The organism is Wolbachia endosymbiont (group B) of Silvanus unidentatus (assembly GCF_964028615.1).
Classification (GTDB): Bacteria; Pseudomonadota; Alphaproteobacteria; order Rickettsiales; family Anaplasmataceae; genus Wolbachia.
Window position 1 is genome coordinate 1,635,771 of the sequence record NZ_OZ034795.1, and the last position, 16,793, is coordinate 1,652,563.

At 34.7% G+C, this 16,793-nt stretch carries 8 protein-coding genes and 4 pseudogenes; 3 read left to right on the top strand and 9 right to left on the bottom strand.

Annotation, left to right across the window (positions count from 1 at the left end):
- Positions 1-7: 7 nt before the first annotated feature.
- A pseudogene (locus tag ABWU65_RS07775) lies at positions 8-811 on the bottom strand (IS4 family transposase); the annotation flags it as partial.
- A gap of 80 nt (positions 812-891) precedes the next feature.
- Between ABWU65_RS07775 and ABWU65_RS07780 the strand changes: the two are divergent.
- Positions 892-1,750, top strand: a pseudogene (locus ABWU65_RS07780) (IS256 family transposase); the annotation flags it as partial.
- Positions 1,751-1,853: 103 nt separating this feature from the next.
- Here ABWU65_RS07780 and ABWU65_RS07785 read toward each other — a convergent pair.
- Together ABWU65_RS07785 and ABWU65_RS07790 are read right to left on the bottom strand one after the other, a co-directional pair.
- Positions 1,854-1,947, bottom strand: a pseudogene (locus ABWU65_RS07785) (IS200/IS605 family transposase); the annotation flags it as partial.
- A gap of 49 nt (positions 1,948-1,996) precedes the next feature.
- The gene (locus ABWU65_RS07790; protein ID WP_052265027.1) at positions 1,997-2,545 is read right to left on the bottom strand and encodes a hypothetical protein; all 549 of its coding nucleotides are present in this window, start codon (positions 2,543-2,545) and stop codon (positions 1,997-1,999) included.
- Between the two features lie 196 nt (positions 2,546-2,741).
- On the opposite strand from ABWU65_RS07790, the gene recO reads away from it, so the two are divergent.
- The gene (recO, locus tag ABWU65_RS07795; RefSeq protein ID WP_007302913.1) at positions 2,742-3,470 is read left to right on the top strand and encodes a DNA repair protein RecO; all 729 of its coding nucleotides are present in this window, start codon (positions 2,742-2,744) and stop codon (positions 3,468-3,470) included.
- A 22-nt stretch (positions 3,471-3,492) separates the two neighbouring features.
- Here the strand turns inward: recO and ABWU65_RS07800 are convergent, their stop codons facing one another.
- The 5 genes and pseudogenes from ABWU65_RS07800 to ABWU65_RS07820 all read right to left on the bottom strand — a co-directional run bounded on the left by ABWU65_RS07800 (position 3,493) and on the right by ABWU65_RS07820 (position 12,981).
- Positions 3,493-4,869 (bottom strand): PleD family two-component system response regulator, encoded by a 1,377-nt coding sequence (locus ABWU65_RS07800; protein WP_007302914.1) that lies wholly within the window; start codon positions 4,867-4,869, stop codon positions 3,493-3,495.
- On the bottom strand, positions 4,841-5,131 hold the full coding sequence (locus ABWU65_RS07805) for a twin-arginine translocase TatA/TatE family subunit (RefSeq protein ID WP_007302915.1): 291 nt from the start codon (positions 5,129-5,131) through the stop codon (positions 4,841-4,843). Before ABWU65_RS07805 ends, ABWU65_RS07800 begins: the two co-directional genes overlap by 29 nt.
- A 5-nt stretch (positions 5,132-5,136) precedes the next feature.
- The gene (locus tag ABWU65_RS07810) at positions 5,137-9,807 is read right to left on the bottom strand and encodes an NAD-glutamate dehydrogenase (protein WP_353280606.1); all 4,671 of its coding nucleotides are present in this window, start codon (positions 9,805-9,807) and stop codon (positions 5,137-5,139) included.
- A 27-nt stretch (positions 9,808-9,834) separates the two neighbouring features.
- A complete protein-coding gene (clpB, locus tag ABWU65_RS07815; RefSeq protein WP_353280608.1) occupies positions 9,835-12,396 on the bottom strand; it encodes an ATP-dependent chaperone ClpB in 2,562 nt (853 codons plus the stop codon).
- A gap of 69 nt (positions 12,397-12,465) precedes the next feature.
- Positions 12,466-12,981, bottom strand: a pseudogene (locus ABWU65_RS07820) (ankyrin repeat domain-containing protein).
- A gap of 695 nt (positions 12,982-13,676) precedes the next feature.
- On the opposite strand from ABWU65_RS07820, the gene ABWU65_RS07825 reads away from it, so the two are divergent.
- The gene (locus ABWU65_RS07825) at positions 13,677-13,916 is read left to right on the top strand and encodes a transposase (RefSeq protein ID WP_019236516.1); all 240 of its coding nucleotides are present in this window, start codon (positions 13,677-13,679) and stop codon (positions 13,914-13,916) included.
- A 578-nt stretch (positions 13,917-14,494) separates the two neighbouring features.
- On the opposite strand, the gene ltrA is transcribed toward ABWU65_RS07825, so the two are convergent.
- Positions 14,495-15,739, bottom strand: coding sequence for a group II intron reverse transcriptase/maturase (ltrA, locus tag ABWU65_RS07830; RefSeq protein WP_007302363.1), 1,245 nt, complete (start codon positions 15,737-15,739; stop codon positions 14,495-14,497).
- Between the last annotated feature and the right edge of the window lie 1,054 nt (positions 15,740-16,793).

Here is a 16,793-nt window from a genome sequence, read left to right on the forward strand (position 1 = left end):
GTGCTATAACTTCTAAAGATGCTATCCTTTTTGGCTTGTTATCTCTAGCCGGAATTTCAACTTCTACTTTTCCAGTACAAGGAACCCTTTCTATAAATTGCCATAATTTTTCTTCTCGAGAATACCTAGATGTTTTATTTACGTTTCGGTTTCTACAAGCTCTTATCAAAACCGCTGAATTAAGACGGTAAGCAAGCTCAAAAAAATCATAAATATCTGCTTCTCTATCACATACCGTTATAGTTTCTGTTTGAGTTGAATCTATAATTTCATTTGTTTTCTTTAAACTTTCTAGCCACTTTATGCTTTCTTTATCTTCAATACTAACGTTTCTACAACGTCTTCTTTTTTCTAGCTCTTGGTCTTCTTTAGATATAGATGGTCTCGAGTAAAGCTTTTGGTCTAGTATTCCTAATGTCAAGCCTTCTGTACTAATCGCAAAAGCTGTGTGCATCATAATACCTTTACTTTGTTTTTTTGAAACAACTGCCAATCCTCTTATTTTTTCATGTCCCATATATGAAATGCAACTTGTATCCTGAATCACAAGAATCCTTTTATGAGTTTTTGTTCTTTCAACAGTTTTTGCAATATGCGATGTTAAGATATCACTTCCTTTTACATTCTCATTTTGAAAAAAACGATAAGCTGCTTTTGCTTCTGACCAACTTCCACATGCTTGATTGATTGAACTTTCAGGTAAACTTATTAAACTATCAGCAATATTTACTAATCGATCTGTCAGTCTTTTATCTCCAAGTGCATCATCCCCCAATTCATTTCTAGCCCATTCATTACCCTTGTTTGCCATTTTTATACCCTCAATATTCACAAACTTTAATATTCTAATCCTTTATTTATAAGTCCATTTACATTTGTGGGTAATAGTAAGGGTATAGGGACATAGCATCGCATGTAGAGGAGATGTATGACCACAAAATATCGGCAGCAGAGATATCAAGTATTACCGACAAATTACTGCCGTTAATCAATGAATGGCGCAGTCGTCCACTGCAATCTGTATATCCAATAGTATTCATGGATGGCATGTTTTTCAAAGTCAAGGAGGACGGGCATTGCGTAAGTAAATGCATGTATAATATATTAGGCATAGATCAAAATGGCAGAAAAGAAGTACTAGGCTTTTATTTAGCCGAAAGTGAAGTTCTGGTTAGGAGTGTTAAATGACCTAAAAGAGAGAGGGGTAGAGGATATTCTGATTGCATGTGTTGATGGTCTAAAAAGTTTTCCTGCGGCTATAAATAGTGTATTTCCCAAAGCAGAAGTACAAATATGTATAGTGCATCAGATAAGAAATTCATTGAAATATGTATCCAGCAAAGATGTGAAAATTTTCATGAATGATTTGAAAAAAATATATCGTGCTTCAAGTAAAGAAATCGCTGAAAATTATTTGCTTGAGCTGGAAGAAAAATGGGGTGAAAAATATCCTTTGGTCATAAAATCGTGGCAAAACAATTGGGAAAATTTGTCTGGTTATTTTAAGTATTCTGGCCCTGTTAGAAGGCTAATTTATACCACCAATCCAATTGAGGGGTTGCATAGACGAATCAGGAAATTCATTAAAACCAAGGGCTCATTTACCAGTACAAATGCCTTGTATAAGTTGGTATATTGTGCTATAAAAAAAGTGGAGCAAAAGTGGATTATGGCTCTCCCTAATTGGGCTTTAACTATGTCTCAACTTGACATCTTCTTTCCCAACAGATTGAAAATTGAGTTGAACTAAAAATGCGGCTTGACACACTTTTTTGAACATTCCCGCCTATTCGAATTTGCCTCGTAAATCCCTTACATCACACCTTCTCATTGGTAGCCATGCAACAAAGCCATCCAATATCTCCAACTAATACTGGATATCGATATTTTGTTATCCACACTATGTGATATATATACAGAGTGACTGCTTTTTCTATAATATTCCATATTCTTTGAGATTTTTCACCTTAAAATTATATTCTTAAAAGGATGGACTTTAAGTCCAGTGTTTTTCTCCTAAATTTGGGACAATAAAATCTAACGTGACTTCGCGCCAAATGTGATGCTGCTCAGCAGGTAAGCCAATTAACGGGCTACATTTATATACTGCACGCATTGCATTATCTGCTGCTGATCTAAAAAGAGGATTATTTTGATAAGAACTACTATCTGCTACGTTGGCTACAACGATCTCGCCTTTACTGGATAATAATAAGTTAATTTTTATACTAAAATTTTCTTTATAAACTATGCTCTCAGGAATGCTCCAACACTCTGTCAGTTTATCCCTTATAGAATTAATAATTTCTGTTACAGCCAATTCATCATCTTTGTTCTCAATATTTTTCTTATCTCTTATTTCATTTTTCACCTCTTTGATGTCTTCTCTTAGTTTTCTTTCTACACCCTTTTTTCTTTTGGGAATTGGAATACCCTCATCAATTTCCTGTATTTCAATAATTTGCCTCGGTTGTACTAACTCAACTAATTCTTTTTTTCTTTGTGGTATAGGAATAACTGACGAATCATCCGTTTGGGCTTTCATTGAAAAAAGCAAAAAACAACATAGAAACAAAAGAAGAGTATAATTAAAATAGAGAGGGCGCATATGTTAAGCAGCTTGTTTTACTGGTTTAAAGCTAATATTGCACATAAAGTCAATATATTTCAGTTGACTTAAACTCAAATTTGCTACACTAATTTTATTATCTCTATAATATCATATGGTCAATATACTCTGAATGAGATGGAAAGATGAAGGTGTTATTATAGCTGTTAAAAAATACGGTGACAAAAATTTAATTCTTTCTCTATTTACAAAAAATCATGGAAAGTGCAGAGGATTAACTAGGTTAACAAACAATAGCAATTATAAGTTTCAAATAAGTAATCTATTACATGCAGAATGGAGTGCTAAGCTACCTGAAAATCTAGGTTTTTTAAAGTGCGAATTGATTGAATCTCCATTTCATCATTTCTTTCAAGATAGGTTAAAAAGCATTGCTATTGTTTCTTTCTCGTCTATATTAGAAAAAGTGCTTCCAGAAAGTGAATCCTGCATCAAGTTATATGATAATTTTAGACATTTCATCGATGTAATAAAACATAATAGCCAGTTTTGGCAAAGTCATTACCTTAACTTAGAGCTTCTGCTTCTTACGCAACTTGGATTTAAGTTAGACCTATCAAAATGTGCTGTAACAGGTGTGAAAGAAAATCTACAATTTATTTCTCCAAAAACTGGTAGAGCAGTGTCAAAAAAAGTAGGTGACTGTTATGCAGATAAATTACTACCTTTTCCACAGATGTTGCATGATGTATACAATAACAACCTACAAAATAGCTACTCATATCAAGAATTCAGACTAGGGTTAAAAATTACAGGGTATTTTTTAAATAAATATCTATTTCTGCAGTTAAATGCGAAATTTCCGGAGTTGAGAAATTTTATGCTATCATTTGAATCTTAGTTACTACTTATTTGAAAGAACTTCAACCAGTAACCACTCTATTTCTACCACTGTTTTTTGCTTTATATAAATATTTGTCAGCACGTACTATAAATTTTTTAACATCATCAAGGTCAGATCTTTGCATTGCTGAAATTCCAATGCTCACAGTTACATTATGGGTTGTATTTTTACCCACAAGTATAAAAGGTTCTTTGGCAATAATTTTCCTTATTCTCTCTGCAATAGTATACGCATCTGATACATTGGTATCTGGCATTACAACAACAAATTCCTCACCACCAAACCTAGCTAATAAATCTGTCACTCTGATATTTTCAGAAATTCTTTTCTGTATTTCCTTTAAAAGTTCATCTCCAGCATTATGCCCAAAGTTATCATTCACCATCTTAAAATAATCTATATCAAGTATCATAAGAGATAAACTTCTATCTTTTTCCACAGAATCCTTAACAATATTTCTTAAGTGTGCATCAAAATATCTTCTATTATAACAGTTAGTTAATGGATCCTTTATAGACATTTCTACATTATTAAATAAATTCATTCTCAAGGCATCTTGATACCTTTTGCGTTTCACTTGCAAATTAACCCTAGCTATTAATTCACTCTCATCTAAAGGTACTGTTAAATAATCATTAGCACCTACATCAAGTGCCTTTACTAAATTGCTTTTATCATAATCTTCAGAAAGGATCAGAATTGGTGTATAACGTGTTTCTACTTTACTACGAAACTTAGAACACAACCGTAGGCCGTCAGTTTTTGAAAACTGCATGTCAGAAATAATCAGGTCGTAATTATCCTTAATACCAACCTTTAATGCTTCTTTTGGATCGTGCAGTATTTTAATTGATCTGAAGCGTTGCTTTAGAACATTGTGTATCTGCTCTGCTTGAAAGGTGTCCTCATCTACAACAAGTATGTTAGCATCAAAAATCTGATTAGAATAATCCATAATACTGCTTTCTGCTACTCCACCAATCTCAGCATTAGTTTCTCCTCTCAAGCACAACTCATCTATTATCATCTTTAAGCGCACAAGAGACTTAATTCTTGCAGATAAAGCAGTTTCATCTATCGGCTTAGTTAGAAAGTCATCCGCACCAGCATTAATTCCTTCCACTCTATCATGAGTGTCATGCAGCGCAGTTACCATAATGATTGGAATATAAGTCGTTAAGGGATCATTCTTTAGCTTCTTACAAACCTCAAAACCACTCATTTTTGGCATCATGACATCAAGTAAGATAATATCTGGCTGCTGTTCCGCTACTAAATCTATCGCCTCCTCGCCATCATAAGCTACAATAACTGTATAGTACTCTGCTTTTAGCTGAGCCTCCAAAAGCTTAACATTAGATGGTATATCATCTACTACTAGGATTTTTGCTGTCATTTTTTGTACTATCTACATTGTAAGTAGGATAAAGCTTGCCATCTTCACCAATTATGTAATTGACTTTTTCAACGTTATGCCCTTCATATAATTCTTTAATTCCGGTATCCTTCAACAATTTCCTAACTCTTGATTTTACAACCCAGAAATACCTATATATATTTTTAATAAGATTAAGAAATACAGGTACTTTACTTTTATCAAAAACAATTATACTCACTAAAGCTACAACTAAAATTTCTGAAAGACCTATATTAAACATTTTTCCTATGAAGCAAGTACTTTAATTCTCCTGATTATGAGTATTAATTTACTTAAATCAAGTTTAGAAGCAACCATCTCATCTAAAAAGCTATTGTAACGCTCTATATAATCCTTATCATTAAGAGCCCAAGTTTGAACCTTATCTATATGATTATCAGTAGCTTTTATAACTTTAACAGCTAGCTTATGATGATAATTGCTTAAATCATCTAATAAATCATTAATTAAGCTGCGATCCCAATAAGAAGAATGGCTTTTAATCTTGACAGCAATTGTTCTAATCATATCAAACCTTAGCAGCGACTTTAATTTAAAGTATATTCTACCAGCTTCAAAGATTGATAAAGATGTCTGTTCAGCAATAGATATAACGTCCAGCGCATAAATAAGAATACGTAAATCAGCAACCTTTTTTGCTAGATCTTTATTTATGTTAAGCTCTACCAAAGAGGTTAATCCATGATTATAGATCTTTAACAGGCGATCATCTAAAATATCATGGCCTAAAGTTTCAATTGCACCCCTAAATTTTGTAACACCATCTAGTTCTACAAGATTAAGCTTACCAAGATTTTTTACTAACCAAAATGATACCCTACCAATAAATTTTTGCACACTTCTCACTACTTGCAAATATGAATCAACATCAATTTTTCCATCCAATTCATCAATTTTCTGCCAAAGGCTACTTAAATTATATAGGTGATTAACAACGATATATATGTTAACTGCTTCATGTACTTTAATTCCAGTACTCTCAACCAAATTATTAATAAATATACAGCCCATCCTATTTACTACATCGTTTGTAATGCAAGTAGAAATAATTTCCCTACAAAGTTGGTGTTTCAATATGGAATCCTTGAACTCTGTTACCATCCTTTGTGGAAAGTAATTTAGTAAGTAATCACGGCACAAAAAATCTTTTTCAGGTAGCTCAGAGTGTATAACTTCATTTTTTATTGCTGTTCTTGCATAAGACATCAGAACAGAAAGCTGAGGAGAACAGAAACCTTCTCCATCAGTTAACATTCTTGCTACCTCTTCTTCAGCTGGAAGAAATTCTACATCTCGGTTTAGCAGCCCAAATTTCTCTAAACTGAGTAATAATTTATGGTGCTGCTCCAACTTTTCTTTAGCTTGCAAGCACTCAAGAAGCAATGCTTTTGTTTCAATCCTGTTATGGTTTTCAAGTACCTTAGATGCAACTTCATCTATCATGCTAGCCAGTATTTCATTCCTTTTTTCCAAGAAAATTCCCCCTTCTTTCATAATTGCAACAAAAGCAATCTTGATGTTAACTTCAAGATCAGAACATATTACTCCTGCTGAATTATCAATAAAATCTGCATTGATATACCCACCTATTTTAGCGTATTCTACCCTTCCAAGCTGCGTGCAACCAAGGTTGCCACCCTCTATAAACATAGAAGCTCTAATATCATGACCGTTTACTCTTAATTCATCATTTGCTTTATCGCCAACCATGCCATGGCTTTCACTTTTTGCCTTAACAAAGGTGCCAATTCCTCCATTCCATATGAAATCCACTTTTGCCTTGAGCAAATATCGAATCAAATCATTTGGAGATAATGTATCTTCCGTTATATCAAAGCACTTTTTCATTTCTTGAGAAATTTCTACTTGTTTGCTACTACGTTCAAATACCCCGCCACCATGAGAAATCAAATCTCTATTGTAATCCATCCAAGTGGAAAACGGTAATTCAAAGAGCCGTTTACGCTCCACGAAACTCTTTTCCGCATCAGGATTTGGATCAACAAAAATATGCATATGATTAAATGCTCCAATTAAATTCATATTTCTTGAAAGCAGCATGCCGTTCCCAAATAGATCGCCAGCCATATCTCCAATTCCAATAACAGTTGTATCCTGGTAAATATCCTTATTCATTCTCCAAAAATGGCGTTGTGCTGCAATCCATGCACCTCTTGCTGTAATACCCATCTTTTTGTGGTCATAACCTGCTGATCCACCAGATGCAAATGCATCTTCGAGCCAAAAGTTACATTCAGAGGATATTTCGTTTGCATAATCAGAAAATGAAGCAGTGCCTTTATCTGCTGCAACTACCAAATATGGATCATCTTCGTCATACCTAATCACATTTTCTGGTGGAGTTATTTTGCCATCAACTACATTATCAGTAATATCAAGCATTCCTCTGATGAAATTCTTATAGCATTCAACACCTTTCTCCCTTAAAATGTTTTTGTCTTTATAAACTTGCTTTATTACAAACCCACCCTTTGCGCCAACAGGTACAATGACCGCATTTTTTGTCATCTGGGCTTTCATGAGTCCCAAAACTTCAGTGCGAAAATCTTCCGTTCTATCCGACCATCTCAAACCACCACGAGCCAACTTCCCTCCTCTTAGATGTATTCCCTCAAAAAGGTTTGAATAAACATACAATTCACGGTATGGGCGCGGGTCAGGTAAACCATTTATTTTACTTGAATCAAATTTGATAGATAAGTATGGCTTATCATCTTGATAATAACTGGTTCTCAAAATTGCCATTATCAAGTTAAATATCGAACGCAAAACGTAATCATTTGAAACGTTGCTGATCTCTTTTAGTAGTTCTTCAATTTTTTCTATCAAAATGCTAGTAGTTTCTGCCCTATCAATATCTATTTTAGTATCAAATCTTGAATGAAATAATTCTACTAAATACCTTACTACTTTTGGATACTCTGATACTACTTTCTGGATATATTCTGGGTTATAGCTAAATGATGTCTGCTTTAGGTAGGCGCTTAGCGCTCTAATCAGAAGCACTTCCTTCCACTCGAGCCCAGCAATAATGATCAAGCTGTTAAAATAGTCATTTTTTATTTCCTTGCTGAACACTTTTACAAGTGTTACCTCAAACTGCTCTTTTAAAGTAATGTTGTCTATTAATTCATCAACTCTTGACAACACAAAATGATGTATCCATATTCCACCGTTGATTTCTATATAATAACCATTATGAGATAGAATCTTAGCCCCTAAATTCTTAGTAACCTTTAATATCTTTGACAATTCAAGGCCTCCGTTGCTTGGAGTGTAAACCTTCAATTGATAGTTGAGATTGTCACGAGTAAGCCTCAAATCAACTTCGCTGACTTTTTTCTTTCTCACTATCTCCAATTTTTTCATATCATAATACGCATCATGAGGTTCAAAATTCTCTTGATAACTTATCGGAAATGCCTTGCAATAGCGGATAAATATATCCTCAACAGTGCTAAAAGTATTATATAAATTGTCTATAAAACGATCTTCCCACTTTTCTGTAATGTTTCTTAACTTGTTTTCGATACGCAAAACTTCATCATCAAAAATGCTAGCGCTTTTGGTTCTTAGCACCACGTGTAATTTCATCAAATCATATTCATTGATAATGTGATTGTTATAAATATCTGAACTTTCTGCATTCGTTTCATCTTTCAATATATCGCGTATCTTAAACATTAGTCTTGCACTAGCATAACGCATCGGTATCAATACTATGCAACTAATAAAGTTCCCTACCTTTCTCAAAAATAATTTGACTCTTGGTCTAATCGCAAGAGACATGATCGAGGTGCAAATTTCAAATAACTCGTCTTCATTTGATTGGAATAATTCGTCACAAGAAAATGCCTGTAAAATGGAAATTAAAGCTTTATTGTTATGGCCACCAGGAACAAATCCTGCCTTTTTTTCTATTGTTGTAACCTTATCCTTTATTACCGGAATAGTTCGAATATCTTGCACTTCTGCTATAGAAGTAAATAGCCCAAAAAAATGCTGTTCCCTTATTACATCACCCTGATCATTAAATTCTTTCACTCCTATACAATTCATATAGGTACGCCGATGAACTATTGAGATTAGGTCTGATCTTAGTATGTATAAAGAATTCAAGCTTTCAGAAAAAATTGATGAATTTTGGTACTCTTCACTTGCTCTCATTAACCCGAGGCTCTCCTTACCACTTAGAGCAAGCTTCCCTTCTTTATTAGTAATGTATTCTTGATAACCTAAAAATACAAAATTGTTATTTTTCAACCAAGCTAGAAAATCTCTGCCTCCAGCATCCAATGCCGGATGCTCAAGAAGCTTCTTGAGCATCAATTGCCAGTCCTTTACAACGCAGTTAACTGCTTTTAGCGTCTTTCGTAGAGATTCTTCTAGTGTATCAACAAAGCTACCGCTTATGCCTTTAATAATTACATATATTACTGACTCTTTGATTCCATTACTTTCTTCTAAAAGATGAATTTTATCTATTAGGCTATTTTTTCTTTGAACATTAATTATGCTGTTACTATAATAGCATATAGTTAAACCGTTTGACTTAATAGTGGAAATGACAGAATCCACTAAAAAGGGCATGTCATAATTTGTGATTTTAATTATAGTGAAATTGCCTTCTATTCCTGAAATATCATTTACATTACTTACTGCCAATTTACTTTCTTCTTTTTCTTTTTTAAGAATGAAGTTGTATGCATCTTCTGCAATGTATAAAAGAAATTTATCGTTGACTTTTAGGTCACTATTATAAACAAAATTATAAAAGTACTGTATAAACTCTTTAATTTTTTCTTTCTCTTTTTTATTCCCTTGATCAACTAGCTTAAATAAAGACTCAACATTAACATTATGATTTATACACATTTTTCAAAACAAAAATACACAGCGAATCTAGATCTTTTTAACTAAGATTTCGTTACCAGAAGTATACACTATTAGCTCATCTCCTTCTACTATTTCCCCAGATAAAACTAACTTAGCTAGATTATTTTGAATGCATTCTTGTATTACCCTTTTCAGAGGCCGCGCTCCATATTCAGGGTCATATCCAGTTTGTGCTATTAGTTCTTTAGCTTCTTGCGATAAACTAATACTCAGTTTACGCTTAGCAAGCATCTTTTGTAAATAAGAGAATTGAACATCTATAATTTTATCAATGTCATCTTTGGTTAAGCTGTGGAATATAATAATTTCATCCAGTCTATTTAAAAATTCTGGACGAAACGCTGACTTAACTATTTTCATCACCTCATCTTTCACAGATTCGGTAGCTCCTCTTAGCATCATCTCAGCTCCAAGGTTAGAAGTTAAAATTAGTATGGTATTACGAAAATCAATTAATTTGCCATGGCTATCGGTTAGTCTACCTTCATCCAAAATCTGCAGTAGTATATTAAATATATCTGGATTTGCCTTTTCTATCTCATCAAACAAAATTACCTGATATGGTCTTCTCCTTACTGCTTCGGTTAATCTGCCACCTTGTTCATAACCAACATATCCTGGAGGCGCACCAATTAACTTTGAAACGGAGTGTTTTTCCATATACTCTGACATATCAAAGCGTAGAAGTGCTGATTGATCATCAAACAAAAATTCGGCAAGAGATTTTGCTAACTCTGTTTTTCCAACTCCGGTTGGACCTAAGAATAAAAATGAACCAAAAGGTCGATTAGTATCCTGAACACCAGAACGGGAGCGCCTTACTGCATTACTTATCGCTTCAATTGCATCTCTCTGCCCTATTACTCTTTTTCCTATTTCATTTTCCATGTTAAGGAGCTTTTCCTTTTCACTATGCATCATGTTATCAACTGGAATGCCTGTCCATTTTGAAACAATATTTGCAATATCACTCTCAGTAACTTCTTTCTTTAGGAAACTATCAGTAACTTTTTCCTGATTTTTTAACTCATTTTCAAGTTGAGGAATCACACCATACATCAATTCCCCTGCCCTTCCTAAATTTCCATTCCGCTGAGCCAATTCTAGCTCTTTCCTCGCATTATCCAATTTTTCAGCAGTTTCTTGTATTTTAGCTATTTTATTCTTTTCCATCTGCCATTTACTGCTTAAGTCAGCAAATTTACTGTTTAGACTCTCAATTTCCTCATTTATCTTTTTTAAACGTTGCTTAGAGTTTTCATCACTTTCTTTTTTCAAAGCCTCTGACTCAATTTTCAGCTGTATAATCTTTCTTTCAAGCTCATCAACAACCTCAGGCTTGCTGTCCATTTCAATTCTAACCCTACTTGCTGCTTCATCAATTAAATCGATCGCTTTATCAGGTAAAAACCTATCTGTTATATATCTATTAGAAAGCGTTGCAGCAGCGATTATTGCACCATCTGTGATTCTAATACCATGGTGCACCTCATACCTCTCCTTCAAACCCCTCAGTATTGAAATAGTATCAGTCTCAGTCGGTTGAGAAATAAACACAGGCTGAAAACGCCTTGCAAGCGCAGGGTCTTTCTCTATATGTTGACGATACTCATCCAAAGTTGTAGCCCCTATACAGCGAATTTCTCCACGCGCAAGAGCAGGCTTGAGCAAATTTGAAGCATCCATCGCACCACTTGTCGCTCCTGCTCCCACTAAAGTATGAAGCTCATCTATAAACAAAATAACTTTGCTCTCTGCTTTTAAAATCTCATTAATCACTGCTTTTAGTCTCTCTTCAAACTCCCCTCTAAATTTTGTTCCAGCAATTAATGCACCAAGATCCAAAGCTAAAACTTTTGCATCACGCAAACCAAGTGGTACATCATTTGCAACAATTCTGTTTGCTAAACCTTCAACTATTGCAGTTTTTCCAACACCAGGTTCACCTATCAGTACTGGATTATTTTTTGTTCGCCTCAACGATACCTGCATAGTTCTTCTGATTTCCTCATCACGACCAATTACAGGATCAAGCTTACCTTGCATAGCAAGCTCTGTAATATCTTTTGTATACCTCTTTGCCGCATTTAATTTTTCCTCGCTATTTGGAGAGTCTGCACTGCCACCTTTTCTCATTTCTGCAATAACTGAATTTAATTTTTGCGGTGTTACACCACCTTCTGCTAAAATTTTACCTACAATTTCATCTTTTTGTGCAGCAAGGCCCTGCAACAACCGCTCAACAGTAACAAATGTGTCTTTATTTCTCCTCGCAATACCAATTGAATCATCAAAAACTTTTGCTACCTCTCTTGAAAGCTGAAGTCCAACACTACCTGGTCCTCCAACCACTGGAAACTTTTTAATTGTACTACTCACAGCATCAGAAATATTCTGAACATTTCCACCACAGGTGCCTATCAAATCCTGAACTAAACCTGACTCATCTTCAAGCATTACTTTAAGTAAATGTTCAGGCATAAAAATCTGATGCCCAGCTCCCAATGCTTTCATTTGAGCGCTCTGGATTAGGCTTTTTGCTTTTTCGGTAAATTTATTCAAGTCCATAATACAAATTTAACTCATACTTGCTGATATATATAACAACTACTTTCTCAATTTTAAACTTAAAGTCATTCAGCATTCAACCACTATGGATTTTAATCCATAGTGGTTGAATATTTGATCGTAGGGCTTATCTTTGTTATGCCTTGACCTTAACACAGCTACATTTCTAGGTTTTTCCATCATCGTTTATAATGTTAGGATTAGCGCCTTTTTCTAGCAAAAATTTGATAATCCTTAAATCACCATAATATGCAACATTATGTAGTGCTGTGCTTACATACTTGTTAATAATGTTTACGTTAACTCCCTCATCTATTAAAAACCTAACTATCTCTAAATATCCCCTTCTGCAGCATAATGTAACGCAGTTAACTTAGGCATGTGTGTATCAGTATCTAATAAATTTTTTACTGAGAATTTTACAGTTTCTAAGTTACAATTTTGAGAAGCAATGCGTAATATCGTTTTATAATTATCTGCAGCTTTTGACTTCATGTAGTAATAGGTAGCAATAATACATACTATTAATGTTATAAGCCACCAAAAATGCAGCTTTTTTTTTGTATCTTGACTCAATTTATCCATATTCAACATCTTTTTAATATTAAATAGATCATTTACTCATTTTTTATTAACATTACTTACTCAAAGATGATGACAACATAGTAAGGTAACCTGAGTTGGCTTTGTTGCATAGCGAGTAGAGATGGGAGAAAAAAGGGAGAAAATCTAAAGAAAGTGGTTACTTTATTAAGAAATGAACATTGTGTAGAGTATATGCCAAAGAAGATGAAGGTCAGTAATCATTAAAGAGTATAATCAATTTTTAGAAAAAAGAGGAAATGTCTTTCATTTTATCGATGAAGCTATAGAAAACTGGTACGAAAGTTCAGAAAAAATTCCTGGAGATTTATAGCGATAAGGTTGTTATTGCAGTACGTATAGTCGTTAATCTATTTGGAATAGGCTTAAGGCAAGCAGTTGGATTTATAAAAGGATATTTACAAAGTATAGTGAAGAATCTCCAAGTATTCACAAGCTTCTCGTCAAACTTAATTTGAAACTATGTGACCACAGAACAGATAAAAATGACATAGAGAATATTGAAATTGCTATAGATAGTACTGTAATGCATATTTATAGTAACAGTACTCAACATAACAAAGATAACGCCAAGATAAGGAAGTATAATGTTACAGATCAAATAAGAAAGCTATATGTTGCTTTGGACGTAAACAGCAAAAAGGCAATAGCAGTTCGATATACTAATTTTCTTTCACATGATAGCATCTAAAATACTAAAGGAAATGGGTGATATCTATAAGATTAAGTCTCTGCGTGCAGATGGAACTTATGATACAGATAATTTATATAAGTTGTGCAATCAATACAATTTGAAACCCATCATAAAGCCAAGAAAAAATGCAAAAATCTGCAGCAATATAGATTATCTATCAGAAAGAAACAACAACATTAGTATAAGGAAAACTTACCCACTGGAAAAAGAAGACAAGGTATGAAATACGTTCACGTATCGAGAGTTTTTTCCTGAGGCTCAAAAAAACATTTGGATTTAGTTTTAAGAATAAATCTGAGGTAAATCGCTCTCAAGAGGTGCTTTTAAAATGCTATTTTATTAATAACTTTACTGATATAGGTATGCCTATTTTCAAATTTGCCTCGTAAATTCCTTTCATTACTCCTCCTTATTCCTTGCCATTCAACAAAACCTGGGAAGGGCTATACTTGGCAGTGGCTACACTTCTTACAGCAGAGCGATAAATGATTGCTGGTTAACCAAATGCTAGGAGAGGGTATGGGTAGTTTGATTTTTTATGTTGTTCTGAAAAGAAGATGTACTATATTTAGTATAAAATTCATAGTTACATGTTAATATTATACTAGTTTTTTAATTAAGGAGAATATTATGAAAAGTAATACAAAAAGTGCTGCTGCGTATAATACTAGAGAAGAAGCGTATGAACAATATTACCATTGCATACGCGCATGTCCTAAAGGAGAGTAGACCGGCGGAGCTTCCCCACCAGTCTCTCGCAGAACTGCACGGAAACCTCTCGGCTTATACAGCTCCCATTATTTAGCCTTTTGATCCTAACCCAAGTGTCCAATGATAGAAAATACTTGGAGACCTCTTTCTCACTTTTCCTAGAAATTGCTTTGCTAGTCTTCCGTGATCACGAAGTTTCTTATATTTTGTCCTGACCCATCTTATGAGGTATCTCTCTATATTTCTAAGAGATGGATACATCTCTGATTTATAAAACCTGCCATAGTACTGAAACCAGCCTCTGACTATTGGATCTATCTTCTTCGATATTTCCTCTAGTGTGGTCCATGTAATCCGATGTATTCTCCATGACTTTATGGTTTTCTTGATCTTCTTCTTGGCTTTGTTACTAATTGCAGGTAGAAATGAGATGAAATAATTCCTCATCTTATTCTTTGCTACTCTAGGTCTAAAAGTATAACCTAGAAAATCAAAGCTTTGTTTAGGAAATTGTTCTTTTCTATCATCATCCTTACTGTACACAATCTGTGTCTTTTCAGGATGTAACTTCAATTTACACTTAGCCAATCTTTCTTCAATCATTACTTTCATAAATCCTGCCTGTCTTTTAGTTCTGCAGTGCACTATCGCATCATCTACATATCTTTCAAATGGTACTGTTGGATAATTTTGTTTCATCCACATATCAAACGCATGGTGCATAAATATGCTTGAAATGATTGGGCTTATTGAACCTCCTTGCGGAACTCCTTTATCCCTTGTTACCCTACTGCCATCTGCTTGCTGAATGGGGGCTTTCATCCACCTCTCAACATACAGTATGACCCATTTGCAGTCTGTGTGTTTCTTGATAGCCTGCAGTGCTAAATCGTGGTCCAGATTGTCGAAAAATCCAGATATATCAAGATCTACCGTCCAATCATTTTTCCAACATCTCTTCCGTGCTGTGTATACCGCATCCAGCGCAGACTTATTTGGTCTATAACCATATGAATCTTCGTGAAATTTCGGTTCTACTAACGGCTCAAGATACATTGTAGCTGCTGTTTGCGCTATTCTGTCGAATACTGAAGGCACACATAAAATTCTTTGCCCTCCTGTATCTTTTGGTATCGCAACAGCTTTTACCGGCTCTGGAAAATAACTTCCGGATGACATCCGATTCCATAATTTGTATAGATTATCCTTTAGATTTTCTTCAAACTTTGTTATCGAGACCTCATCTACACCTGCTGCACCTTTATTTTTCGATACTTGTTTATAAGCTCTCCAAATAAGTTGCTTTGGTATATCAAAAGACTTTGTTTTATTCATTAACTCCTCCCTTTCGGTTGATAAATAATTAAAACTAAATAACTTAGCCCCTTCACTCCATTTCCATTACAGAAACTTCTTCGCTACTACGAGCTAATCCGCCCCTGTTTTTCGCATCGGTACTCTCATCCTCAGAGATCAGCTCTTTGGACTTCTCCCTTTTCATCGAAACGACAGGTTCCCGTAGTTCCATGCAATAGCCTAAAATAGATTCACGCCACTTTTATGCCGGACGCCACCTACCCAGTAAACAAGCTCCCAGTAGATTCATCCCAGGTTAACGACTACCCCCTGGTTTTGACGTCGTCTCTACGCTTTCGACACTTCATCAGTGGTTCACTTGCGTTCGTCTCTCTATTTCATACATGACACATAATTGTGCCTTTTCCATAACGCTCACTACCTTAGCTCTTTACCAAAGCAGCTTATGGCTGTTTGAAGCCTGCTCTTGCAAACCGGCTCCGAGGGGCCCTCCCTCATCTACTGCACAGCTTCAACACTTTCCGTGTTTCTACGGCGCACTGTCATCAGGATAATAACGAACTACGTAGTGCATGCATTAGTAAATGTAGGGAAAGTGATTGGAGCTTTGAACAGGATGTAAAATTTAGTGATCAATTAAATTCTATTACGTCTCAGCTCCAGGAAGGGCTGAACGATTTATCTGAGTTGTCATCAGATCTAAATCTAATGAAACTATAAAAAAGAAGATACTTAGTATCTTCTTTGCTATGCAAGCTACTCTTATAGTTGAGTGTCACTAATTAGAGAAGTTTAAGCAGCGCATAACCTTGCTTATATTTTGCATAATATACATTTACGTATATTATAATAGGTATATAGATATTTTTTATTAAAAAGGAAGGGGAGGTGCCTTCGTGTGTTGACATCCTCCCCGCCCTAAAGGGCAAGGATTCCTACCACGTTCAGACCGAAGTCTGAATCATCTCGGTGGGTTCCTGCTTCATCGGGAGGCTAAATGCACTATCCCCTCCACAGGCACAACACGGCATGCCCTGCCGCTAAATCTATTATGCTTTTGTGCATATTCGGT

Coding starts and splice junctions, on each gene's coding strand:
- recO (WP_007302913.1), top strand. CDS start 2,742: ATGAGATGGAAAGATGAAGGTGTTATTATAGCTGTTAAAAAATACGGT.
- ABWU65_RS07800 (WP_007302914.1), bottom strand. CDS start 4,869: ATGACAGCAAAAATCCTAGTAGTAGATGATATACCATCTAATGTTAAG.
- ABWU65_RS07790 (WP_052265027.1), bottom strand. CDS start 2,545: ATGAAAGCCCAAACGGATGATTCGTCAGTTATTCCTATACCACAAAGA.
- ltrA (WP_007302363.1), bottom strand. CDS start 15,739: ATGAATAAAACAAAGTCTTTTGATATACCAAAGCAACTTATTTGGAGA.
- clpB (WP_353280608.1), bottom strand. CDS start 12,396: ATGGACTTGAATAAATTTACCGAAAAAGCAAAAAGCCTAATCCAGAGC.
- ABWU65_RS07825 (WP_019236516.1), top strand. CDS start 13,677: ATGATAGCATCTAAAATACTAAAGGAAATGGGTGATATCTATAAGATT.
- ABWU65_RS07810 (WP_353280606.1), bottom strand. CDS start 9,807: ATGTGTATAAATCATAATGTTAATGTTGAGTCTTTATTTAAGCTAGTT.
- ABWU65_RS07805 (WP_007302915.1), bottom strand. CDS start 5,131: ATGTTTAATATAGGTCTTTCAGAAATTTTAGTTGTAGCTTTAGTGAGT.